Origin of the sequence: Proteocatella sphenisci DSM 23131, assembly GCF_000423525.1 — a bacterium.
Taxonomy (GTDB): Bacteria; Bacillota; Clostridia; order Peptostreptococcales; family Filifactoraceae; genus Proteocatella; species Proteocatella sphenisci.
Map to the genome: position 1 here is coordinate 12,802 of NZ_AUID01000007.1, position 22,475 is coordinate 35,276.

The 22,475-nt window shown below is 38.1% G+C and carries 22 protein-coding genes and 1 riboswitch; of the genes, 1 reads left to right on the forward strand and 21 read right to left on the reverse strand.

From position 1 onward, the window contains the following. Position 1 precedes the first annotated feature (1 nt). From G558_RS0103260 to G558_RS0103325, 14 genes are all read right to left on the reverse strand, one after another. Complete coding sequence (locus G558_RS0103260) at positions 2-646, reverse strand: cyclase family protein (protein ID WP_028828892.1); 645 nt, start codon at positions 644-646, stop codon at positions 2-4. Positions 647-657: 11 nt separating this feature from the next. After that, the gene (locus tag G558_RS0103265) at positions 658-1,578 is read right to left on the reverse strand and encodes a DMT family transporter (protein WP_036931503.1); all 921 of its coding nucleotides are present in this window, start codon (positions 1,576-1,578) and stop codon (positions 658-660) included. Between the two features lie 140 nt (positions 1,579-1,718). Continuing rightward, positions 1,719-1,877: a hypothetical protein gene (locus tag G558_RS13920; RefSeq protein WP_169337707.1), complete on the reverse strand. Its 159-nt coding sequence runs from the start codon at positions 1,875-1,877 to the stop codon at positions 1,719-1,721. 112 nt (positions 1,878-1,989) lie between these two features. Further along, positions 1,990-3,171: a methionine adenosyltransferase gene (gene metK, locus G558_RS0103275; protein ID WP_028828894.1), complete on the reverse strand. Its 1,182-nt coding sequence runs from the start codon at positions 3,169-3,171 to the stop codon at positions 1,990-1,992. A 94-nt stretch (positions 3,172-3,265) separates the two neighbouring features. Continuing rightward, a riboswitch (SAM riboswitch) is annotated at positions 3,266-3,366 on the reverse strand. Positions 3,367-3,445: 79 nt separating this feature from the next. Then, positions 3,446-5,449, reverse strand: coding sequence for a phosphodiester glycosidase family protein (locus G558_RS0103280; protein ID WP_028828895.1), 2,004 nt, complete (start codon positions 5,447-5,449; stop codon positions 3,446-3,448). 138 nt (positions 5,450-5,587) lie between these two features. Continuing rightward, entirely contained in the window at positions 5,588-7,588 is a 2,001-nt protein-coding gene (locus G558_RS0103285) for a TRAP transporter permease (protein ID WP_156888495.1), read from the reverse strand. Positions 7,589-7,606: 18 nt separating this feature from the next. After that, entirely contained in the window at positions 7,607-8,104 is a 498-nt protein-coding gene (locus tag G558_RS0103290) for a DUF1850 domain-containing protein (protein WP_028828897.1), read from the reverse strand. Further along, positions 8,104-9,099 (reverse strand): TAXI family TRAP transporter solute-binding subunit, encoded by a 996-nt coding sequence (locus G558_RS0103295; protein WP_028828898.1) that lies wholly within the window; start codon positions 9,097-9,099, stop codon positions 8,104-8,106. The genes G558_RS0103290 and G558_RS0103295 overlap by 1 nt, the downstream gene beginning before the upstream one ends. Before the next feature lie 346 nt (positions 9,100-9,445). Next, complete coding sequence (gene fic, locus G558_RS0103300) at positions 9,446-10,063, reverse strand: protein adenylyltransferase Fic (protein ID WP_028828899.1); 618 nt, start codon at positions 10,061-10,063, stop codon at positions 9,446-9,448. A 105-nt stretch (positions 10,064-10,168) separates the two neighbouring features. After that, positions 10,169-10,573 (reverse strand): hypothetical protein, encoded by a 405-nt coding sequence (locus G558_RS0103305; RefSeq protein ID WP_028828900.1) that lies wholly within the window; start codon positions 10,571-10,573, stop codon positions 10,169-10,171. Between the two features lie 14 nt (positions 10,574-10,587). Beyond that, positions 10,588-11,016, reverse strand: a complete 429-nt coding sequence (locus G558_RS12240; protein WP_051188430.1) for a hypothetical protein — start codon at positions 11,014-11,016, stop codon at positions 10,588-10,590. A gap of 89 nt (positions 11,017-11,105) precedes the next feature. Continuing rightward, a complete protein-coding gene (locus G558_RS0103315) occupies positions 11,106-11,906 on the reverse strand; it encodes an energy-coupling factor transporter transmembrane component T family protein (RefSeq protein ID WP_028828901.1) in 801 nt (266 codons plus the stop codon). Next, entirely contained in the window at positions 11,899-12,762 is an 864-nt protein-coding gene (locus G558_RS0103320; RefSeq protein WP_028828902.1) for an energy-coupling factor transporter ATPase, read from the reverse strand. Before G558_RS0103320 ends, G558_RS0103315 begins: the two co-directional genes overlap by 8 nt. Then, entirely contained in the window at positions 12,747-13,583 is an 837-nt protein-coding gene (locus G558_RS0103325; protein ID WP_028828903.1) for an energy-coupling factor transporter ATPase, read from the reverse strand. Before G558_RS0103325 ends, G558_RS0103320 begins: the two co-directional genes overlap by 16 nt. A gap of 173 nt (positions 13,584-13,756) precedes the next feature. On the opposite strand from G558_RS0103325, the gene G558_RS0103330 reads away from it, so the two are divergent. After that, positions 13,757-15,187, forward strand: coding sequence for a YARHG domain-containing protein (locus G558_RS0103330; RefSeq protein ID WP_028828904.1), 1,431 nt, complete (start codon positions 13,757-13,759; stop codon positions 15,185-15,187). A gap of 118 nt (positions 15,188-15,305) precedes the next feature. On the opposite strand, the gene G558_RS0103335 is transcribed toward G558_RS0103330, so the two are convergent. The 7 genes from G558_RS0103335 to G558_RS0103370 form a co-directional block, all read right to left on the reverse strand. Continuing rightward, positions 15,306-15,869 (reverse strand): hypothetical protein, encoded by a 564-nt coding sequence (locus G558_RS0103335; protein WP_036931504.1) that lies wholly within the window; start codon positions 15,867-15,869, stop codon positions 15,306-15,308. An 82-nt stretch (positions 15,870-15,951) separates the two neighbouring features. Further along, positions 15,952-16,473, reverse strand: coding sequence for a transcription repressor NadR (locus G558_RS0103340; protein ID WP_028828906.1), 522 nt, complete (start codon positions 16,471-16,473; stop codon positions 15,952-15,954). A gap of 38 nt (positions 16,474-16,511) precedes the next feature. After that, a complete protein-coding gene (gene radA, locus G558_RS0103345; protein WP_028828907.1) occupies positions 16,512-17,927 on the reverse strand; it encodes a DNA repair protein RadA in 1,416 nt (471 codons plus the stop codon). Positions 17,928-18,219: 292 nt separating this feature from the next. Continuing rightward, the gene (gene mnmA, locus G558_RS0103355) at positions 18,220-19,344 is read right to left on the reverse strand and encodes a tRNA 2-thiouridine(34) synthase MnmA (protein ID WP_028828908.1); all 1,125 of its coding nucleotides are present in this window, start codon (positions 19,342-19,344) and stop codon (positions 18,220-18,222) included. An 11-nt stretch (positions 19,345-19,355) separates the two neighbouring features. Next, positions 19,356-19,967 (reverse strand): hypothetical protein, encoded by a 612-nt coding sequence (locus G558_RS0103360; RefSeq protein WP_028828909.1) that lies wholly within the window; start codon positions 19,965-19,967, stop codon positions 19,356-19,358. Positions 19,968-20,115: 148 nt separating this feature from the next. Beyond that, positions 20,116-21,507: a sodium-dependent transporter gene (locus G558_RS0103365; protein ID WP_028828910.1), complete on the reverse strand. Its 1,392-nt coding sequence runs from the start codon at positions 21,505-21,507 to the stop codon at positions 20,116-20,118. A gap of 185 nt (positions 21,508-21,692) precedes the next feature. Continuing rightward, on the reverse strand, positions 21,693-22,439 hold the full coding sequence (locus G558_RS0103370) for a hypothetical protein (RefSeq protein WP_028828911.1): 747 nt from the start codon (positions 22,437-22,439) through the stop codon (positions 21,693-21,695). Between the last annotated feature and the right edge of the window lie 36 nt (positions 22,440-22,475).

Consider the following 22,475-nt stretch of genomic DNA (forward strand, 5'->3'; position numbering starts at 1 on the left):
TTTATCCTTCTGTAATTGCAATAACCCTTGTCGGAGCTCCATCTGAATCTTTAAATTTCAGGGGCATAAGACAAAGAGTAAATTCTTTTCCATTTAATTCTTCAAGATTGCACAGATTCTCTATAATAAGGAGACCTTTGCCAAGCGCTTCTTTGTGGTTGCTAAGATTTGTATCTTCCATAGGATCAAGAGATATGACATCAAGCCCTATTCCTCTTATATTTTTTTTTATTAAAAGCTTTACTGTGTCCATGTGCAGGCAAGGAAATTTTCCATAGTAGCTGTCTTGTCCCCAAAACCTGGTCCAGCCTGTATTAAAAAGTACATAATCTGCTTTTTCGATTTTATTTATATATGGCTCAAGGTCCTCAGGCACTATAACTTCACCCTCACCTTTTCCACTGCAGTCAACCACCAGTCCTTTGCCAGTAAGATACTGAGCATCATATGCGTCCAGGGTTTTTCCATCTTTAAATATGTGGGCAGGTGCATCCATATGCGTTCCCGTATGAGAGAACATGGTAAGCAGAGTCTCTTTAAATCCATCTTTTTCTATTGTATTTGCTTGCTCCAGAATTGGCCTTTCTGTACCCGGAAACACAGGCATATTGGCTTCAATCGTATGTGTAAGATCAATGACTTTCATAGTATCTCCTTTCATTTCTTTTTAACAATTCTGTACTTTTTGTTAAGACGGGGCATTTCTATATTGGTATTCATTACAAGTATAGCTATCATTATTATAGAAGCTCCCACAATCTTACCCAGATTTAAGGGTTCTTTGAGAAAAATCACAGCAATACCTATAGAAACTACAAGTTCTATAGATGCTATTACCCCAAGCTTTGAAACCTGGACATTATAAAGCGAAGGTATATAGAGGCAGTAGGGTATGCTTGAGGCTACAAGTCCAAACAGGCCTATGGTAAGAAACACCGACCTGTCTCTCACTCCCATTATCCAAGTCAGGGGTTTTGCAAAGGGTATGAGCATAAGTGCTCCAAACATGAAACTGTATATTATTATTGTAAAAGGATTGTACTTAGCTGTCGTCTTTTTACTGAGCGCCGGCATAAGCGAATAACAAAGTGCTGCTAATAGTCCAAGCAGTATTCCTGATATATTGCTCTGTAAGGTCGAAAAATCTCCTCCCGTAACCCCATATATACACCCTACAAGGCACAGCGTAACGGAAAACACCTTCTTTTTGCTCGACTTTTCCTTATACATAAAAGTTCCAAGAAGAAACATTATAACAGGTGAAACGTAAAGGAGTACTACTGCCGTAAATGTTCCGACAAGTTTTATAGACCCAAAATATGCCAGATTGAATATTCCCTGGGATACTATCCCGATTATCATTGCGCTCCACAGTCCCTTTTTATCAATCCTAAGCACACCAGGGTCTTTGAATGCAAAAATAGTAAACAAAATTAAAAACCCTGAAAACAATCTTGAAAAAGCTATCATCTCAGAGCTCATACCATAAGCTTCTAAAGTTTTCCCAAAAAAACCCAGCGTCCCCCAAAATACTCCTGCAAGTCCTATTTTTATGTAATTTTTTGTTATCTGGTCCATTAAATAAATTCTCCTGAATTTTAATTATATTTTTCTGTTCTGACTACTATTATACTACTGAGAGTACTTTTTGCAAGCCGTTCGGCAATAAAAAACCGAAAACGCGTAATAAGGCACGCATTTTCGGTCATCTATATCTTTTATTTTACAGATTCAAGAAATTCTTCAATCTGATCTTCAAAATAAAAATTTTCACTGTCTACAACTATACATGGTATACCAACAGCTCCCACATTTTTTATTCTGTCAAATTCTTCTCTGGTGTCTCTGTATTTAAGGAACTGCTTGAGTGCAAACATGCTCTGTGTAATTTCCACATATGCAAATTTTATATCGTTTTGTAAAAGTAACTCTTTTACCGGCTCGCAGCCTGGTCAATGCTGACTTCCAAAAACTACGATTTTTTTCATATTACAGGCTCGCTTTCAAAGCATCAACCTTGTTAAGAGCTTCCCATGGTGCATCTATGTCAGTTCTTCCAAAGTGTCCATATGCAGCTGTTTTCTTGTATATAGGTCTTCTCAGGTCAAGCTCTTTTATGATAGCTCCTGGTCTAAGGTCAAAGTTTTTGTTTATTATTTCAGCTATTTTGTCGTCTCCAACGATTCCTGTTCCAAATGTATCAACCAGGATTGAAACCGGGCTCGCAACACCTATTGCATATGCAAGCTGAACTTCACATTTCTTTGCAATTCCTGCTGCAACAACATTCTTGGCTACCCATCTCGCTGCGTATGCTGCTGATCTGTCAACCTTTGTAGGATCTTTTCCTGAGAATGCTCCGCCGCCGTGTCTTGAATATCCGCCGTAAGTGTCAACAATTATCTTTCTTCCAGTAACTCCTGCATCACCATGAGGTCCGCCAATTACGAATCTTCCCGTTGGGTTTACAAGATATTTAGTATTTTCATCAAGCAATGCTGGGTCTATTACAGGAACAATAACATTTTCCATCAGGTCTTTTTTTATCTGCTCAAGAGTAACGCTTTCTGCGTGTTGAGTAGAAATTAATACCGTATCTATTCTCACTGGCCCATTGTCATCATATTCAACAGTAACTTGAGTCTTTCCATCTGGTCTTAGATAATCAAGAGTCCCGTTTTTTCTTACCTGGGAAAGTCTTATTGCAAGTTTATGAGCAAGTGATATTGGCAGTGGCATAAGCTCTGGTGTCTCATCACATGCAAAACCGAACATGATTCCCTGATCTCCTGCACCTACAGTCTCTATACCCGACTCTTCTACTTCACCAGCTTTATGCTCAAGAGATTGATCAACTCCCATAGCTATATCAGCACTCTGCTCGTGTATTGCATTAAGAACGCAACATGTTTCAGAATCAAATCCATATTTTCCTCTGTCATAACCTATTTCTTTTACTGTTTCTCTTACTATTGATTGAATATCTACATATGTGTTTGTAGATACTTCGCCCATAACCATTACCATACCTGTTGTAACTGCTGTCTCGCAAGCTACTCTGGCATTTGGATCCTTAGCAAAAATCGCATCAAGTATAGCGTCTGAAACCTGATCGCAAATCTTATCTGGATGCCCCTCTGTAACTGATTCCGAAGTGAATAGTCTTCTCATTTTTTCTTCTGTTCTCCTTTTTATACAATAAATAAAAAAACATTAACCTTTTTTTTGCAACAGCAAAGAGGATTAATGTTTTTGTCATTAACAAACCTCATCTGCCAAAACTAAATTTTGCAGGAATTAGCACCATACATTTCTGCTGGTTGCCGGGTTTCACAGGGCCAATCCCTCCACCGCTCTTGATAAGGTATCAAGAATATTCATTTGCTTCATTTTAATATATCTCATAGCGCATGTCAACCACTTTTTCCAAAATACATATTATTTTTTATTGCAGTAAACTCTGAAAGCCGTAAACAAGGCCCTTATCAGTTTTCTTGAATGTCAAAAATCTGTAATCTTCTTCCTTGCCTGCTTTTACATTAGAAAAATCTCTGAGTGTTATATAGCTGACATTTCCTTCAGAATAAGACGAATACTCGGCTCCCTTACTTATAACAAATATGTTTTTTGAAGCAGACGCATCCTGCAAAAGATTTCTCAGAACCGTCTTTTCAGATACCGAAAGATTCATAGAAGTATTCATCATTATAACTATATTTTTATTAGAAGACGAAAGTCCATCTTTAATCGCCTTCCACTGACCACTAGTACCACTTATTCCCGAATTTGTATCCAGGCCCACATACCTTACAGAATCTTTTTCTGCAAACTGCGCCCCCTTGTATACAGACTCTTTGGATATCTTGATTGCATCGCTCAGCTCCTGATTTTTGTTAAAATAGTTTACAGCCAGATTTGAATTATTATTAATTTTGTCAACAAGCAAGCCATTTATCGCCTGAGAAAATACATCCTTCTTGTCTTTGAGCGCATCTGGAACTATCACAGTATCGTAATTTGCCATAGAGTCAGTCCTCTTTGAATCCTTTGGATTTACAGATGCTACACTTAATTGCATTACCGAGCTCGCGCTGCCTGATCTGACAGTGATACTTCCATTTCCTCCAGACAAAAACGTTACATAGCCATTTTTATAGTCTACACTAAGGCCACTTCCAGCAACAGTAATTCCAGTTGTTGAAACAGGATTCATGCCTGAGTCAAAGCCTTGAACAGATAATTTTACTCTGTCTCCCTGAACTATATTCTTAGTTTCAAGTACCGCTTCAAGCTTGCTTAAATATCCTCTCGAATTATTATTAACAAGCGCTACTCCACTTACAATCTTTCTTTCAGCCGCCAGGTCATTACTTATTTTCCCATTTACTATCATTTCCGTTGATCCCCCGCCATCAAACATCATGGCGTCTTTGACATTTTGTGTTCTCAAAAAGTCAGCAACTTCTGTCTCTGTCATACCTATATATGGACTTTTCCTTCCATCTACAGTCATTAATACAATCTTATTGTCAAAAGTTATTCCTATGGCAGTTCTTTGCGACCTTCCTGAAATTTTATGGGTTATCTGAGAAAGCATACCCCCTTTAAGTATCATAGTTCCTCCACCCACAGCCTCTTTCATATCGGGATAGCTGTCTTTCATAGAAGTACTCATTTGCACACTGTCACCTGCTGAAAATGACGAAGCCAAAAGGTCCCCCCTTGCCCCGCTTGCTGAGATTACATATCCATTTTTTGGAACATTTGTACCAGCTTTACTGGTTCTGACCTCTTTTACAGTATCGTTCTCAACCACTATTTCTCTCAATACCGCCCCAGTTACAGATGACTGCCCAGGCGAAACCTTCCTGTACTCACTAGTTATTATGACCGGGGAAGCATAAGTGCCAGAATGTTTGTTTATGCTGTAACCAGTTGAGCTCGTACCAGTCGTTTCATTTTTGATTACTACCCCAGATCTAAGATAATCGATAAAGACCTGCTGATTTTCATCCATCACAAAACTTGCCATCTTGCCGTTGTCATAATAAGGCGAAGATATTATTTTCCCGCCATCCACCATAGGTCCCATAGAATAACTTGGGCTGGACATGGAGAAAAAATCTGCATTTACTGATGCGACAGTGTTTGGCTTTTGCGCCGTCAGTTTGCTGAGAGTCTCTCTGTTCATAAATCCCGACACATCATTATACAAGATCTCTAAATCCACTCCTCGTTTTGACATATCCGCAATTATGAGATTTATAGATTGTACTCCATTTTCATATGTCTGAACTATATTTTTGTGTATTATTCCATCACTCACAGTTATTTGATACGAATTTTCATATATCATTTCTGCATAACTGAAACTCGAAAAGCACTGAACCGCAATTAGCGATGTTACAATTATTTTTCTAAACTTGTTTTTTAAAGTTAATTTTTTCATATTACTCCTCACCTAAATCTAAATCATTCAAATTTCTCCCCTTTCTAAATTATACCCTATTAACAAGTTATTACAATTACATAGTGGTTACACTTCCACTACAAAAAAGCGGCACCATTATGGTGCCGCTGAAAAAATCTATGCTACTTTAGCAGGTTTTATCTTTTTGTATTTTATATGTTGATAAGCTATCATAAGTGCTATACCACCCGTCCCGATGATATCTGTCATCACGGTAGGATTTATTAGCATGAGTCCTGCAGCTATAAGAAGCAGGCGCTCCAACTTACTTGCCTTGCCATATACCCAGCCCGTCATCCCTGCGCTTATACCAAACATGCCCACCAGTGAAGTAGCCGTTATTCTAATTACTTCAATGAAATTGGTATCTATTAGTATCAGTGCCGGATTCATTACAAATATATAAGGTATTATAAAGGCCGCAATGGCGAGTTTTGTAGCCTGGACCCCGGTCTTAAAGGGGTTTCCTTTTGCTATAGCTGATCCCGCATATGCTGCAAGTGCAACAGGAGGAGTTATGTCAGCAAGTATTCCAAAGTAGAATGTAAATAAGTGGGCTGCCAGAGGAGGTACTCCAAGCTGCATTACTATTGGCGCTGCTATAGTCGATGTTATAAGGTAGTTAGCAGTTGTTGGCACTCCCATTCCAAGCACAAGAGATGTTATCATGGTAAAGAAAAGCGTAAGTGAAACCATTCCACCCGCCGCCGAAATCAGGCCTCCACCAAGTTTTAGTCCAAGCCCTGTAAGGGTTACTATCCCAACTATTATACCTGCAACCCCGCAGGCACATGCAACACTTATTATATTTCTTGCTCCATTTATGAGAGCATCAAAAAGATCTCTAAGTGGAACGTAAGTACTCTTTCTAAGATAAGGCGCTATAACAGCTGCCAAAATACCTCTGGTTGCAGCATATATAGGCGATCTGTCCATAGCAAGAAGCACTATTATCACAACTATCGGAAGTATAAGATGTCCTCTTTCTTTCAAAATAGGGCCAACTTTTGGAAGTTGGTCTTTTGGAATTCCTACAAGTCCAATTTTTTTTGCTTCCAGATGTATCATCATCCATATTCCAGTAAAATAAAGCAGAGCTGGAATTATAGCTGCCTTGGCAACTTCCAGATATGGAACTCCAACAGCCTCAGCTATAAGAAAGGCTGCCGCTCCCATAATAGGAGGCATTATCTGTCCCCCTGTAGATGCAGCTGCTTCAACCGCTGCAGCAAATTCAGGCTTGTATCCAAGTGATTTCATGAGTGGTATTGTAAAAGATCCTGTAGATACCGTATTGGAAACCGATGATCCTGATATGGTACCTTGAAGCGCTGAAGTAAGTACCGCAACTTTTGCAGGTCCTCCCGCAGCAAAACCGGCTACCGAGTTGGCAACATCTATAAAGAACTGTCCAATTCCGGTCTTCTCAAGGAATGCCCCAAAAAGTATGAACAGGAATATATAGGTAGCACAAGTTCCAAGCGGCAGTCCTATTATTCCCTCAGTAGTATAGAAGAGATGAGTCGCTATACGCTCAAGGCTGTAACCTCTATGGTTAAAAAATCCAGGTATATTTCTTCCAAAATATGCGTAGGAAATAAAAACCATTGCTATTATAACTATAGGCCATCCGACAACTCTTCGGCAGGCCTCCATAACAAGTATGGTTCCAATTACACCAACTATTACGTCAACTTGATTATATGATCCCGACCTCCCTATTATCGCTTCATAATTCATTATGTAGTAAGCGACTATACAGAAAAATGCCCCCGAAAATATATAATCCAAAAAAGCAATTTTCTTTCTGCTTCCTTTTGAGGTAGCAGGATAAAGCAGATATGCCAGAGTTATTACAAAACCAAGGTGTATCATTCTTTGAAGCTGAGCCGGAAAAGTTCCCATAAGTGCGGTGTATAACTGAAAAGCTGTAAAGCAAAACAGCATTACCGTAGTGATTTTTTTCCAGATTCCATCGAGTTTTCTGTATGCCGATTCCTTATCCAGTTTCGCTAGAAGCTCATCTTTGTCTATAACCTCATCATCTTGGACCAAGCCCTCTTCAACCTGAGAACTGCCAGTCAGATTTTCCCCGTCTTTTTTTCTTCCAAATTTCAAATTTGCACTTCCTTTCTTTTATGTCTTTATAATTTCATAGTAAGATGTTCTTTCAATCCTTATATTTATAGTCTTATAAGGCTGCAAATCATATAGTTTTACCCTGTTGTCTCCATATATGAAAACATGGTTGGCTATGCCTGCAGATGCATAGTTTACGCTTTGCATCCAGTTTTGCGCAAAATCTATCCTCAGCATATCTCCATCTTCTGTCATTTTCATATTTTCATCTATAGTATCCATCATCCCTGCACCGTAGTTTTCAAACCACCCACTTGTCAGATTGATTTTTTGTGTTTTCATATCCATATAATATCGTTCTCTTATAAGTCCTTTGTTTACTGAGTGCCTGAATACAATATCAAAATATTCGCCATTTCCAAGACTGAAACTCCCTATGAGACTACCTTGCGATGTCCTGAGATTTACTCTTTTTGTAGCTGGTATAAAAAGAAGCATCATGATAATCAATAAAACAGACAGGGCCCTGAGCCCCATCTGTATATTATATTTCATTACCCTACTCCAACCTCAGAATAGTATTTTGCTGCACCCGGATGTAATGCTACAGTTACTCCGTCTGTTGCTTGTTCAAGAAGAATTTCTTTACCTTTTGCATGTGACTGTCCAAGTGTATCAAGATTTTCATATAGTGCTTTTGTAAAGTTGTAAACTTCCGTTTCATTAAGATCTGCTCTGGATATTATTATAGCCCTTACCGCTATTGTATTTATATCTTCAGCCGTTCCATAAACATCTTTAGGAATTGTTATAGTTGTGTAGAATGGATAATCAGCTACAAGTTTGTCAGCCTCTGCTCCATCTATATTAAGAAGCTGTATTGGTCTTGTAACCGCAAGCTCAACAATAGCAGTATTTGGAACTCCAGCTGTTACAAAAAATGCATCAAGCTGATTGTCTTTAAATGCGTTTCCACTCTCTTTGAATGAAAGACGGCTTACCTTTATATCATCCACGCTCATTCCATATGCCTCAAGAACCTGAAGTGCATTTGCCTCAACTCCTGAACCTGCATCACCTATGGATACTCTCTTACCCTTAAGATCTGCTACTGTATTTATTCCACTGTCTGCTCCAACAACAAGCTGTACTATCTCAGGGTATATTGATGCAACAGTACTTACTCCCGTTATAGGTTCTCCTTCAAAAAGCTGTACCCCTTTGTCAGCATAGTCAAGTACGTCATTTTGAACTATTGCATAGTCCGCTTCACCCTTTGAAACAAGCATTATGTTTTCTTTTGATGCTCCTGTTGACTGAACAGTTATGTTAGTTCCCTCAACCGCGCCGTTTATTATAGTTGCCATAGCCCCACCAAGCGGGTAATAAGTACCAGATGTTCCACCTGTAGCAAAAATGTAGTTACCGTTGTTAGTCAGCTCTCCATCTGTAGCAGCTGTAGTATCTCCAGAACCACCACATCCTGCAAGTGACATCCCCATTACTAGAACTGTAAGTAAAGCAAATCCTGATTTTAGTTTTCTTTTCATTATAAATCTCCTCCCATGCATAATTTTAGCACTTTTCTCGCAATTAACAGTTTAATCCGAATATTGCGTCAAGCATTATAATATCCTGTTTCATATAAGATATCATAATTCTTCGCATTTTTCAATAGAAAATATCATATTTGAACCGCTTTGATTTGTGACATTAAAACTAAGCTCTGGTTCATTATTAGTCAAATTAACAGTGCGATCATCGTCATTTATAAAGATTTTTGTTCATTAAAAAAAGAGTTGCCAGATTGACATCTCTTTTTCTTAGCTAAGCCACCTTCTTCTCTTTAATGTTACAACAAAAGGCAGGCAGCAAAATCCCCCAGAATTATCCAAATCACTTTTCATTTTTGATATTTTCCGTCTTAAATATCTTGTATCCCTCATAATAATAGCTTGCGTCAATACCTTTCATATAAACTTCACGATCATTTATTTTATCAGTAAGGGCTGATTTTAGAAGAGCCTTGATTTCAACGTCCTTAATGGGGCTCCTTTCCATTGCAAGCAGATAATCCTCTTTATCTACATTGTTCCAATCAATGACTTTCTGCAATTCTTTTTTTAATATTGAGTCAAGCCATATTCTTGTGCTTCTACCGTTTCCTTCTCTAAATGGGTGAGCCACATTCATCTCAACATATTTTTCTATGATTTCGCCAAATGTCGATTGTGGCATTTTTCCGATATTATCAAGCGCAGGTTCAAGATACATAAGTGGTGCGAAACGAAAACTACCCTTTGCAATATTCACACTACGTATTTTTCCAGCAAAATCATAAATTTCATCAAATAGATACTTATGAATTTGAGATAATCCCTTGAATGTTCCAATTTCAAATGTATCCAAAAAGCCCATTTCAAACAGTTCAAGAGCTTTTTTCTTGCTGATTTTTTCCTCAATACGTGCAAGTTCTGCAGATTCAGTAATGCCCAATTTGTTTTCTAAAGCCATAAAATTCTCCTTTCACATTAGACAAACATCTTAATCCTCCATAAATCCACTCTATTTTATCAAAAATGGCACAGCCGCTTTACACGACTATGCCGATATTTTCTTTTATACTGTCAACAGTCTTTTTATTACGTCTCTCATTTTTCTGTATGAATTTTGAGTACTCATTACAGCCATAACAATAAGTGTAGATTTTGACACCTCATCAAAAGTGTATGAATATGCGTCATAAGCCAGATATTCCCCAAATTTCGAAACAACATCCTTGAGTTGGGCTTTCACATACTCATCAGATTTGGCCATTAATTCATTCATGACTTCTTCGTCTTCGTACTCAAGCGAATCATCATAACCCAGGATACTTATGCCAAGCTCGAGTCTAAGCGCTGCAGCATCATCTCTTTTTGTTGCGTTGCTTATATCTTCTCTCACACGGAGCAAGGTCAAAGATTCAATAGCTTTTGAAAGTTCTTCAGTGTCTAATACATCATTTCCTAAAAGTCTATACATTTTTTCACCGTTTCTTATCTGAACTGAGGAGGTATATTACCTTTTGGTCTCGCCGCCATATTTATCTTCATAGTTTCATACTTTATTATCTGATTAGATTTTTCTTCATAATATATGGCATATGAATTACCTATCTTCATGTTCAGTTTCTGCCATGAATAAAGTTTCTTTGAGGATTTTCCAGTCTTTACTATAACTGTATACTTTCCTAATTTGAATCTGTTCTTTGGAGGCGTAATTGTAAGTACTTTGCCTTCAATTGCATATTTTTTCCTTTTATAAGAAAGATACATCCTTACAAGGAGTACACCAACACCTATAGCCATTATTCCAAAAGGAATCTTGAGCCATAAACTTTTGTAAAATATAGTTCCCACAACCAGCAGCACAAATCCTGCTACTATAGCCGCTATCTGCAGCATCGCTTTTCTTTTTTCAGTCACGTTTTTATACCACCTTAATTATATTATTAATAAAACGATTATACCAAATTATTTCAAATATTAACAGAACTATTTTTTTTTGCATTTGGTTAATTCAAAAATCTTGTACATGCTATCATTATCATTATAGCTGTACTTAATATAAAAGCTCCGTAATCCGACTTGGACATTGAAATTTCATTCATCCTTGTCTTGCCTTCTCCACCTCTATAGCATCTGGACTCCATAGCCATAGCGAGTTCATCAGCTCTTCTAAATGCACTTATGAAAAGTGGAACCAGGAGCGGAACAAGGCTTTTTGCTCTTTCAACAATATTTCTGCTCTCAAAATCAGCTCCCCTTGCCATCTGAGCCTTCATTATCTTGTCTGTTTCTTCAAGCAGAGTAGGAATAAATCTTAGTGCTATGGTCATCATCATTGCGATTTCATGAGCCGGAAGCCCGATTTTTTTGAAGGGATTCAAGAGCTTTTCTATTCCATCAGTCAATTCTATAGGAGAAGTAGTTAGCGTAAGAAGTGATGTTCCAACTATAAGAAGCACCAGTCTTATTATCATAAACATTCCCAGCCTTAACCCCTCATAAGTAATCTTTAAAAATCCAATCGACCACAAAATTTCTCCCTGAGTCAAAAGTGCATTTATGAAAAAAGTTATCAAAAGCAGAGGCCATAGTGGCTTTACCCCTTTTATAAGAAACTTACCAGGTACAGCGGAACTTTTTGACAGCAGCATAAGAAATGCCACTATAAATACAAATGGATAAAATTTGTTTATCATAAATATAGTTACCATAAATACAAATGTAAACATTATCTTTACCCTTGGGTCAAGCTTGTGTATTCTGGAATCTGTTGGGTAATATTGCCCAAGCGTTATATCCTTAAGCATTATTTTTACTCCTTATCAATCTCAAAATCTGTTCCTTTGCCTCTTTCATGGTTATTATATCAGGCTCAATATCATAACCCCTGCTTCTGAGTTCATTCATAAGTGTCACAACTTTAGGAACGCCAAGGCCTATCTCATCAAGTCTCTTTTCATGCCTGAAGACCTCTTTGGGTGTTCCCGTTAATTCTATTTTACCCCTGTTCATTACAATCAGAGTGTCTGCCATCCTCGACACATCTTCCATGGAATGTGAAACAAGTATTACTGTGGTCTTGTTTTTTGCATGTATTTCCTTGATCTGGTCCAGTATTTCATCTCTTCCATGAGGATCAAGTCCAGCTGTAGGTTCATCGAGTACCAAGACCTCAGGTTTCATAGCTATTACCCCAGCTATTGCCACTCTTCGTTTTTGCCCTCCAGAAAGTTCAAAAGGCGACTTGTCCTTTGAGCGTTCAAAATCCAGTCCCACCATATTCATGGCTTCTATGACTCTTTCTTCAACTTCAGATTCGCTAAGTCCCAGTTTTTCAGGACCAAATGCAATATCTTTATAGATAGTCTCTTCAAAAAGTTGATACTCCGGATACTGAAACACAAGTCCTACTTTTTTTCTTACGTCTACAAGCGATATCCCTTTTTTTGTTATATCCATACCATTTATGTTTATAGTGCCCCCACTGGGCTTTATCAGTCCGTTAAGATGTTGTATAAGAGTACTCTTTCCAGAGCCCGTGTGCCCTATGAGGCCCACAAAATCTCCATCTTTTATCTCTATGCTTACATCATCTATAGCTATACTCTCAAAAGGAGTACCTTCGTTGTATACGTATCTCAGATTATTTATAATAATTGACATAATTCTTCCACCATTTCTTCTACAGTAAGTATATCCTCTCTAAGCTTTATACCTTCAAGGCCCAGTTCATGTGCCAGTTCAGTCATCTGCGGTACATCCAGGCCAAGTGCATTTAGCTTTTCAACCTGAGCAAATATCTCTCTGGGTTTTCCCTGCATAGTGATTGTGCCCTCATCCATTACTATGACCCTGTCTGCATTTATAGCCTCATCCATAAAGTGAGTTATATGAATAATTGTCTTACCTTCTTCTTTATTGAGCTTTAAAACAGTATCCACAACTTCTTTTCTTCCGCTTGGGTCCAGCATAGCGGTAGGTTCATCAAATATTATGCAGTCAGGTCTCATTGCTATTATCCCTGCAATGGCAACTCTTTGCTTTTGGCCTCCCGAAAGATTGTGTGGCTGTTTCTTGGCAAATTCGGTCATATTTACAAGTGCAAGCGCTTCATCCACCCTCTGCCTTATTATGGATTTTTCTATACCCAGATTCTCAGGACCAAATGCAACATCTTCTTCTACAATAGTAGCCACTATCTGATTGTCCGGATTTTGAAATACCATTCCCGCTTTTTGCCTTATATCCCAGATAAGAGAATCATCTCTTGTATTCATCCCCTTGATGTATACATTTCCCTCAGTAGGGTAAAATATTCCGTTGAAGTGTTTTGCAAGCGTACTTTTACCAGAGCCATTGTGACCTATAATCACAACAAACTCCCCTTCTTCTATATTAAGCGAGACATTATTTACCGCATTTTTCGTAATTATTTCATCATCATATCTAAAAATCAGATTTTCAACCTTAACTATCTCCGACATACTTTCTCCTTTACACAAAATTTCATCCAAGTGTAAATACACCTATACATATTAACATAAATACTGATATTGCGAAATATTTTTAAATTATATTTATATTTTTTTCTTTAATTCTCACTCATTTATGATATAATTAAAACGTACATAATAAAACTAGAGGGCGGTGTCAAATTTTGCAAAGAAATCCATTTTTTACCAAGGAAAGAGCATCTTTTTATTTTGAAAAAATTGAATACTATTACAAAAATAAAGCATATGATCAGGCACTCTCTGAAATCGAAAACAATAAAGATCTTCTTGGAGCTGTCCTCAATGTAGGAAAACAACTTTCCCTCAATAAAATATATGCGGGCTCAATTGTGAATTTTATGCTCGACATATTCGAAGTTGACGGGAATACCGAACTTTTTGACGAAAATTTCATAAAATACAGAACCACGCTCGAGCTTCATACAGATCCTGAGGTATATGCCACTTTAAAATCCTACCACATAGAAAAAAACAAAAGCCCAGCTCTCGCTTCCAGAAAAGAGAGATTAAGCATCAAAGCAGAAGATACTATAGGCGAATACATAGATGCCGCTGCAAAAGCTCCATCAGCGCCAAAACAAAAAGACAACAAGTCAATATCTATTGAAGAAGATTTTCTTAATTCAATAGGCCAGCCTCTGATTGTCCCGTCTGAGCTCAAAGAAGCCGTAAGAGCTGAAGAAAAGAAGATATATGGCCCAAAGGACGACTTTGATAACACTACAGTCTACACTACCATACCAGCCAACAAAAGAGTAAGACCCCAAATAGAAAAAAAACCTCCAGAGACAGAAAAGTCAAAGATACCTTCTGGCAGTGAAAATCCTTCTCGAAAAACGAACTCGTCTTCATACGTAAGCAAGCATCAGGTAAGTAAATCAGGGGGAAGAGTGACAGAGCTCGAATTTTCAAATTCCGAAGAGCCCAAAAAGAGACCTCCTCAATCAGAAGGTGATCGACCACAGAAAAAAAACAACTCATCAAAATCGAAAGCAAAATCAAAATCGAGAAAAAAGAAAAAATCACCTATGCCTCTTATTTTGTCACTGCTTGCTGTAATAATTATCTCAGTATCCATATTTGCGGCATTTAAGACAGGTCTGTTTGATTCTCTTATGGACTCCATAAAAAAACCACAGTCTTCGCAAGAAGATCAAGGAGGAAGCATAGGTGTTCCACTTCCAGATGATACGCAGACAGATCCAGATGCTGCGGCTGATCCAGATGCTGCGGCTGATCCAGATACTGCGACTGATCCAGATGCTGCGACTGATCTCGAGTCCGAGCAAACCACTGGTGAAGAATATCTGCTTCCTTCAGATGTGCAATACCTTGCAGAAGAAGACCTCTCAGGAATGGACAAGGCTGAGATAAGATTTGTAATAAACGAAATGTATGCACGCAAAGGATGGCACTTTGATTTTGGAGGAGAATACTATGACTATTTCATGGAAAAATCATGGTACAAACCAGACAAAAACCTTTCCTCTCCATCCCAGGCAGCCTCTTCATTTTCAGAAATAGAAAATGTAAATCTTGCTACAATAGTAAAATACAGAGATTCCTTGAAATAATATAATCAAACCTATAGCAATCTTTAAAAACCCACAAGACTACTAACTAAAAGTTATTCGTAGCCTTGTGGGTTTTTACTTATGCTTGTTTTTATATTTTCAATTAATATACCAGTTTTTAACCTTGAAAAGCTTTCAACCTTACACCAGATTTACAAAGAGGCTTTGCTACCACATAAGCTATAGTGAAATCCACCATACTATGTATAAACGTCCCTATAAAAACAAGAAGTATAACAGATCTCAAGAATCCATTCTCATAAAATTTTTCCGAAACATTGCCTCCAAAATAGAATGTAGACACAACCACAAACTCTGCAAAAGCATGAAGCAAAGAAGTTACTACTGCAAAAGTTGCTGCTTTTGAAACAGAATTAAGATTGAATTTCGTCAGCCAAAGCGCCCCTGCAGTTGCAAAAACCACATGCGATAAGGCTCTCATTACAATTATTATAGGGAGCCCACTCATGAGAAATCCCAGGGTAGTCCCAATAGCCACAGCAAAAGCTACCAGTGGCGATATAAACATTGCAATATAGACAGGCACATGGCTGGCCAGGGTAAATGATGCAGGTTCCAGCACCACCTTGGGCATAAACATAGGAATTATAATTCCAGTAGCGCATAAAAGTCCTGCCAACACTACGCTTTCTGTACTTTTTGATCTTGTAGCCGTTCTCATATTAAGTCTCCTCGAATAAGTAATGTCAGGTGTCTTTACACCTGCATATACATATTACTCCCTATGAAGTGGCGTGTCAAGCCTAAATCTTTTCCTCCGTTAAAATCCCTTGTTTTTTCAGATCTGCAATTATTCTCTCATAGCACTCTTCATCCGGACATAGTATAGTATGAAAATGGACTCCATCAGTAAGCCCTGCAAGCGGAGACGAATTGCTCTCCCTGAGGTTTTTCAAAAATTCTTCGCAGTCATACCTTGAGGAAAGATTGAGATTTAGCTGTATCTGCCCATATACGCTGTGTTCAACTATTACATCAATAACGGTCGCCCCATTGTCAACAATTGTAAAGAGTTCCTCCTCAAGCCCTTCATTAAGATGCCTGCACATAATGACCTTTAGTATTCCTTCTTTTTTTTCCTGCATGATGTCTATTACATAACCTTTTGGAGTAGAGATCACGCGGTGGCCCGATGCTCTGAGCAGAGCAATGTCTGAAACTATAACCTGCCTGCTTACTCCAAATCTAACAGCCAGAGTTGATGCACTTACCGGATTCCCATTAAGAATTTCAAGTATCTCCGCCCTTCTTTTGTTAGCACTCATAAAAACTTCCTTTCCAATCCCTTTACTAAAAGCTCCCCCTACTTACTAAATCTCTCAAGACTTCCAAATACGTCGTAAATAACTTCAATAAGGGTCTTTTTCTCTACCACTCTTATATTCTCAAATTTAATTTTTCTCGAAAATGTTCCCGGCGCTATATAAACCCTCTCAAAACCCATCCTGTCAAGTTCTCTTATCCTCTGCTCTGTCGAAGGAACCTTTTTAAGTTCTCCAGTAAGACCCACGTCCGCAATAAAAACATAGGTTCCCGGCACTGGCTTTTCAGAAAAAGAAGAAACTATACTCATTAGTATAGCCAGGTTTATAGCATTTTCCTTTACCCTGAGTCCGCCTGTAGTCTTTATAACCACGTTTTTGTTAAGGAGATTAAATTTGGCCCTCTGTTCCAGTATGCTCACCAGTATATTTAGATGATCCCTTCTGAGCCCTTCCCCAATTCTGGAAGGATATGGCATGAATGAAGTCGACACCAGGCTTTCTATCTCAAGTATTATGGGCCTTGTTCCTTCCCTTACTACAGTCAGTGCAGACCCCGAAACACGGTCAGATTCAGATCTTATAGTCATGAAAAACTCAGATGGGTTGTCAATAGACACAAGCCCTTCTTCTGTCATCGAAAAAAATCCCATTTCTCCGGTGCCTCCAAAACGATTTTTGGTAGACTGGAGTTCTCTGAGCTGCTCTTCATTTTCTCCTTCAATAACCAGTACAGTGTCCACAAGATGCTCAAGCGATCTGAGCCCTGCCATCTCCTCGTTCTTGTTCATCTGGCCCACAAGTATTACAGCCCTTGGTCTCGAAGGATTTTTGGCAATCCTTACCATGGCGTTTGCACACTCCATAGTCTGAGTAGGCGAACCCGCCCTGGAAGGAAAGTGTTCTTCGAGGGTAAAAGTCTGGATACTGTCTATTATTATGAGGTCTGGATCTACTGCCCCTATATGACCCAGGACATTATTCATGCTGTTGTCAGGGACTACCCATATATTTTGATTTATATTTTTAAGTATCCTGTCAGCCCTGCTTTTTATCTGACTTTCACTCTCTTCACCCGTAGCATAAAGTACTTTATAACCCTTTGAAGCCAGGTCATCTGCCACCTGAAGCAGAAGCGTAGATTTTCCAGCTCCAGGTTTTGCAGTTATTATGCTTACTGAATCCTTAACTATGCCCCCACCCATAACTCTGTTAAATTCATTGAGGGAGCTGACTATCCTGTCACTGTTCCCGGTTTTTACATCCCTCAGCCTGAGAAGCGGATTTACAGAAGCAGCTGATGCCGATGCCAGCATGGAATTTGCTTTGGTTTTTGAAGTTTTTGCAACAGTCATCTCTTCAACAGTCCCAAATGAACCGCATTCCAGGCATTTTGCACTCCACTTGCTGCTTTCATTCATGCAGCTCATACATTTGTATATAGTCTTAGTTTTCATGGACCCTTTCCTTTTCAAAAATTCACTTTGAAAAACAACTGTAACATTTTTTTACATATTTCACACATATTTTTTATAGGTATTCTTTATTTTGTCATTATAATGAAGTTGTAGACATTGATTTAAGGTTTTCTCCCAAATACCTTACAATCAACCAGAACATATAGTAAAAAACCCCTTAATGACAAGCTGGTTCCCCGCCAGCTTGTTATCTTTTTTTATGTAAAAACAGAGCGGTTCTTTTTCTTTCGAATGACTCACTCTGTCTTTTATATCAAGCACTTTACTTGTCTTAATTGTTTTTCTTGCTCTCATAGAGAAATCTGTACTCTGGCTCTATTGGCTCTGCACTGTTTATAATAGCGCTTCCAAGACATATATCATTGTCATAAAGCACAGCCACCTGGCCTGGAGTTATAGCCTTTACAGGCTCATCAAATATTATCTTGATTTTCTTCTCTCCCATGTCATATACAGTAACTGGAATATCTTCTTGTCTGTATCTGAATTTGGCAGTGCATTTAAGTGGCATGATTGAGGGTTCATCCAGAGTCCAAAACATCTCATCAGCAATAAGACTCTTTGTAAAGAGTGATTTGTGGTTTTCTCCCTGAGCTACATACAATATATTTTTTTCAAGGTTTTTTCCACACACAAACCAGGGCTCTCCACTTCCGATTCCACCAATCCCAATTCCACGCCTTTGCCCATATGTGTAATGTATAAGTCCGTCGTGCTTTCCAATTTCTTTTCCTTCAACCGTCATTATAATTCCCGGCTTTGAAAGCAGGTATTTATCCAGGAATTCGTCAAAATCCCTCTCGCCTATAAAACAAACTCCTGTAGAGTCTTTTTTCTTTGCAGTTGCAAGGTCATGTTCGTCAGCTATTCTTCTTACCTCAGATTTAGGTAAATCTCCTATTGGAAACAGGACTTTTTCAAGCGCTTTTTGTCCAATTCTTGCAAGAAAATAGGTCTGATCTTTGTTTGAATCCACGCCTCTTTTAAGATAAAACTTGCCCGATTTCTCCTCTACTCTTGCATAGTGGCCCATAGCTATATAATCTGCATCCAGTTTGAGCGCATAATCTAAAAATGCATTAAATTTTATTTCCTGATTACACATTACATCAGGGTTTGGAGTTCTTCCCGCTCTGTATTCCTTAAGGAAATAACTAAATACCCTGTCCCAGTATTCCTTTTCAAAATTTACTGTATAATATGGAATTCCAAGCTGAGCCGCCACTCTTGCAACATCTTCATAATCTTCAGTCGCAGTACATATTCCCGTTTCATCTTCTTCATTCCAGTTTTTCATAAAAATACCTACTACATCATATCCCTGTTCTTTGAGTATGAGTGCAGCTACCGAAGAATCCACACCTCCACTCATTCCAAGCACAACTTTTTTCTTCATCTTTTACTCCTTTAGACAAACATATCCTTAATTTTATATATCTTATAAATCATAAATATGGCAAAAACTGCAACTACAGCCCCAAGAACTGAAAATAGGCCTGGTCCAGCTTTTACCCAGTTTATACCAGTAACCAGGGCCAGGGGAATTATAATTGCAGAAAGGTAAATCCCTGTTCTTCTCCTGTCTCTTATGCCTCTAAGTGCCCCAAAAACTGGTATAATAAGCATGGCTGACATCAATGGACCATATAGCCGAGGTGCTAGTGTAAGAAATAAAAGGCATAGCAAGACGAACATACGGTGAAACTCTATAAGTTTTCCCGACTCTTTTCTAAAATCAGCAAGAGAAGCTTTGAGCAGCCTTATATAGTGGTTTATTTCCTTATTTATCTTGTCACTTGATTTTTTTGCACTGAACTGACTCTTGAGCCACTCCCCTTTTTGCTTTAGTGCATCATATACAGCCATATTATCTTCTGGAATTTCAATATCCCTGTATATATGTCCCAGCTCCTTGAGCTGGACAATCATTTTTTCTCCATCAGAACTCTTTATATCATCTGATTTCTCTATCTTTTTTACAATATCATCGATCATTGTAAATACCTTTGTCGCCTTCATATTTTTCTCCCTCTCCTTAAATACCCTGATATTTAATTATACAACACATTAGCGGCTTTGTGAACACATTAGGACCCTGGTCAATAAAAAAAACGGACCATTTTTGAGTGGCCCGCTTTAATATCATATTTATTTTTATTTATTATTTTTACTGTCCACCACCTGCAAAATATTTAACTATAGGTGATATACATGCAGAATAAAGAACAAAAGCAACCAGTAATGGAGTAACCCATTTGATCATGAAGCTAAAGTATCCCTTTAATTTGAAAGGATATCCAGAAGATGCTACCTCATCAGTAATAGTCTTAGCTCCCCACTTCCAGCCTACGAAGTAACACATGAACAGTGCGCCAAGAGGCATAAGTGTATATTCTGCGATAAAGTCAAAAGAGTCAAGTATATCCATACCCATTATAGGCCTTACTCCAGAAAGCATTCCCTGGCTAAGTGCAACTGGTATTCCAAGTATAAATACTGCAAGACCCGCCATCATAGTAACATTTTTTCTTTTCATTTTCTTACTGTCTATAAAGTATGCACATATAACCTCAAGAAGTGATATAGATGAAGTTACAGCTGCAAAGAATACAAGTACAAAGAACAAGAATCCGAAGAAACTTCCCATAGGCATTGATGCAAATACTTCTTTAAGAGTTATGAACATAAGTCCAGGTCCTGCAGAAGGGTCAAGGCCAAATGCGAATACTGCAGGCATTATAGCGCATCCTGCAAGTATAGCTATAAGAGTATCCAGAATAGGTATTATAAGTGCACTTTTTTGAAGGTTTTCATCTTTTCCAAGATAACTTCCATAAGTAAGCATAGCTCCCATACCAAGAGAAAGCGAGAAAAACATCTGCGCAAGCGCCGTTCCTGCTACTGCAACTGTAGACTCAAAACTTGAGAATACTGAAAAGTCAGGTTTGAACATAAATTTAAGTCCTTCAACTGCTCCTGGAAGAGTAACACTTCTTATTATTATTACAATCAGCATGACAAAGAGCGCCGGCATCATTATCTTGCTGTATTTTTCGATACCTTTTTCAACTCCTGCCAGCACTATAAAGCATGATATACCAAGGAAGAGTGCGAACCACAGTATTGGTTCAGTAGTACCTGTGATGAATGCGACGAAATAATCAGCCCCCGCTACTCCACCAAAGCCAGCTCCAAACATTTCTCCAATAAATGTTATTGCATATTTAAGTACCCATCCTCCCAGTACACAGTAAAACGAAAGGATGACAAAGGCCGCAAACACTCCAAGCCCCCCGACAAATCCTGCTTTTTTATCGATAGACTTGTATGAACCCACCGCGTCCATCTTTGCCTTTCTACCAATAGCAAGCTCTCCCAGCATTATTATAAATCCTACCGTTACAACGAATATCAGATAAAGAAATAAAAATGCAAATCCTCCACCCTTACCCATTTTGTAGGGGAATCCCCATAGGTTTCCAAGCCCTACCGCCGAACCTACTGCAGCCATTATGAATCCAAAACTGCTTCCAAACTGACCCCTTTGTTTGTTTTCCATAGTAAACCTCCTGTTCAATTTTTTGAATGATGCTTGATAATAAACAAATAATTGCATTTAATCTTTACTTATTATATACATAATTACACAAATATGCAACAGAATTTTTTGACAATTCTCAAATTTCTCAATTTGACTCAAAAACAAAAGATCGGGATTAAATCCCGACCTTTATATAGTCACTATTATTCTTCATCTTTTATGAAACTCATAAGAAGCATTATGAGCATCCCCATAATTGTAATGATTACAGCTATATTATAAAGCCATGAAGGATTTTGATAATTTAAAACAAGAAGCAATACAAAAAATCCAACATTGGTATATTCTGAAAAAAACTCCCTGTATCTCTTTTTTTTCTTGGCTTTCTTTTTAAGCAGGAGTGAAATTATAGCTATTGCCAGTGGCAGTGCAGATACATTTCCATAACCCAGGAGATTCATAAGTAAAAATATAAGCCAGGGTATAAGCGAAACCATGAGCCAGAAAAATCTCGCTTCATCAACTGGTAGCTCACTTAGCACATCACTTTCATGCTCGGGATTTTCAGTATGGTGATCTCCTTTTATTTCTATATTGTCATAAGCTTCCACTACATTCATATTTCCTATGTGATAAAATATCATATTTTTATCTATCATATCAGGATCATAAACCAAAATGTCCGTAGATTTTTGCGCATCTTGCGGGACATATATTACCTTGTCATAGGTATTTATATTAAACATAAGATTTATTTCTTCCTGAGTTATATCTTCTTGAAAAATTTCTTCTTCCTCCAGCAAGCTCCGAAGAACCGTATGATGGGTCTCATGAACATTCACCAGACTTCCTTCGCTTAGTCTTTCTCTTATATATGGTTCTACGAGCACAAATGCAAGCTCATTTCTTTCTCCAAATATTTCTTTTATGACAAGAATTCTCTGTTTCATATATCCACCTCTATCTTCTAAATACTGAATGTACTA

What these genes read in the sequence shown, in the direction of transcription:
- G558_RS0103340 (WP_028828906.1), bottom strand. Translation starts at nt 16,473, where the DNA reads ATGAGTGCTAACAAAAGAAGGGCGGAGATACTTGAAATTCTTAATGGG.
- G558_RS0103295 (WP_028828898.1), bottom strand. Translation starts at nt 9,099, where the DNA reads ATGAAAAGAAAACTAAAATCAGGATTTGCTTTACTTACAGTTCTAGTA.
- G558_RS0103315 (WP_028828901.1), bottom strand. Translation starts at nt 11,906, where the DNA reads ATGCTTAAGGATATAACGCTTGGGCAATATTACCCAACAGATTCCAGA.
- G558_RS0103365 (WP_028828910.1), bottom strand. Translation starts at nt 21,507, where the DNA reads ATGGAAAACAAACAAAGGGGTCAGTTTGGAAGCAGTTTTGGATTCATA.
- G558_RS0103260 (WP_028828892.1), bottom strand. Translation starts at nt 646, where the DNA reads ATGAAAGTCATTGATCTTACACATACGATTGAAGCCAATATGCCTGTG.
- G558_RS0103360 (WP_028828909.1), bottom strand. Translation starts at nt 19,967, where the DNA reads ATGAAGGCGACAAAGGTATTTACAATGATCGATGATATTGTAAAAAAG.
- radA (WP_028828907.1), bottom strand. Translation starts at nt 17,927, where the DNA reads ATGAAAACTAAGACTATATACAAATGTATGAGCTGCATGAATGAAAGC.
- G558_RS0103370 (WP_028828911.1), bottom strand. Translation starts at nt 22,439, where the DNA reads ATGAAACAGAGAATTCTTGTCATAAAAGAAATATTTGGAGAAAGAAAT.
- G558_RS0103305 (WP_028828900.1), bottom strand. Translation starts at nt 10,573, where the DNA reads ATGTATAGACTTTTAGGAAATGATGTATTAGACACTGAAGAACTTTCA.
- G558_RS13920 (WP_169337707.1), bottom strand. Translation starts at nt 1,877, where the DNA reads ATGTTTGCACTCAAGCAGTTCCTTAAATACAGAGACACCAGAGAAGAA.
- metK (WP_028828894.1), bottom strand. Translation starts at nt 3,171, where the DNA reads ATGAGAAGACTATTCACTTCGGAATCAGTTACAGAGGGGCATCCAGAT.
- G558_RS0103290 (WP_028828897.1), bottom strand. Translation starts at nt 8,104, where the DNA reads ATGAAATATAATATACAGATGGGGCTCAGGGCCCTGTCTGTTTTATTG.
- G558_RS0103335 (WP_036931504.1), bottom strand. Translation starts at nt 15,869, where the DNA reads ATGAGAACGGCTACAAGATCAAAAAGTACAGAAAGCGTAGTGTTGGCA.
- mnmA (WP_028828908.1), bottom strand. Translation starts at nt 19,344, where the DNA reads ATGAAGAAAAAAGTTGTGCTTGGAATGAGTGGAGGTGTGGATTCTTCG.
- fic (WP_028828899.1), bottom strand. Translation starts at nt 10,063, where the DNA reads ATGGCTTTAGAAAACAAATTGGGCATTACTGAATCTGCAGAACTTGCA.
- G558_RS0103325 (WP_028828903.1), bottom strand. Translation starts at nt 13,583, where the DNA reads ATGTCGGAGATAGTTAAGGTTGAAAATCTGATTTTTAGATATGATGAT.
- G558_RS0103280 (WP_028828895.1), bottom strand. Translation starts at nt 5,449, where the DNA reads ATGAAAAAATTAACTTTAAAAAACAAGTTTAGAAAAATAATTGTAACA.
- G558_RS0103265 (WP_036931503.1), bottom strand. Translation starts at nt 1,578, where the DNA reads ATGGACCAGATAACAAAAAATTACATAAAAATAGGACTTGCAGGAGTA.
- G558_RS0103320 (WP_028828902.1), bottom strand. Translation starts at nt 12,762, where the DNA reads ATGTCAATTATTATAAATAATCTGAGATACGTATACAACGAAGGTACT.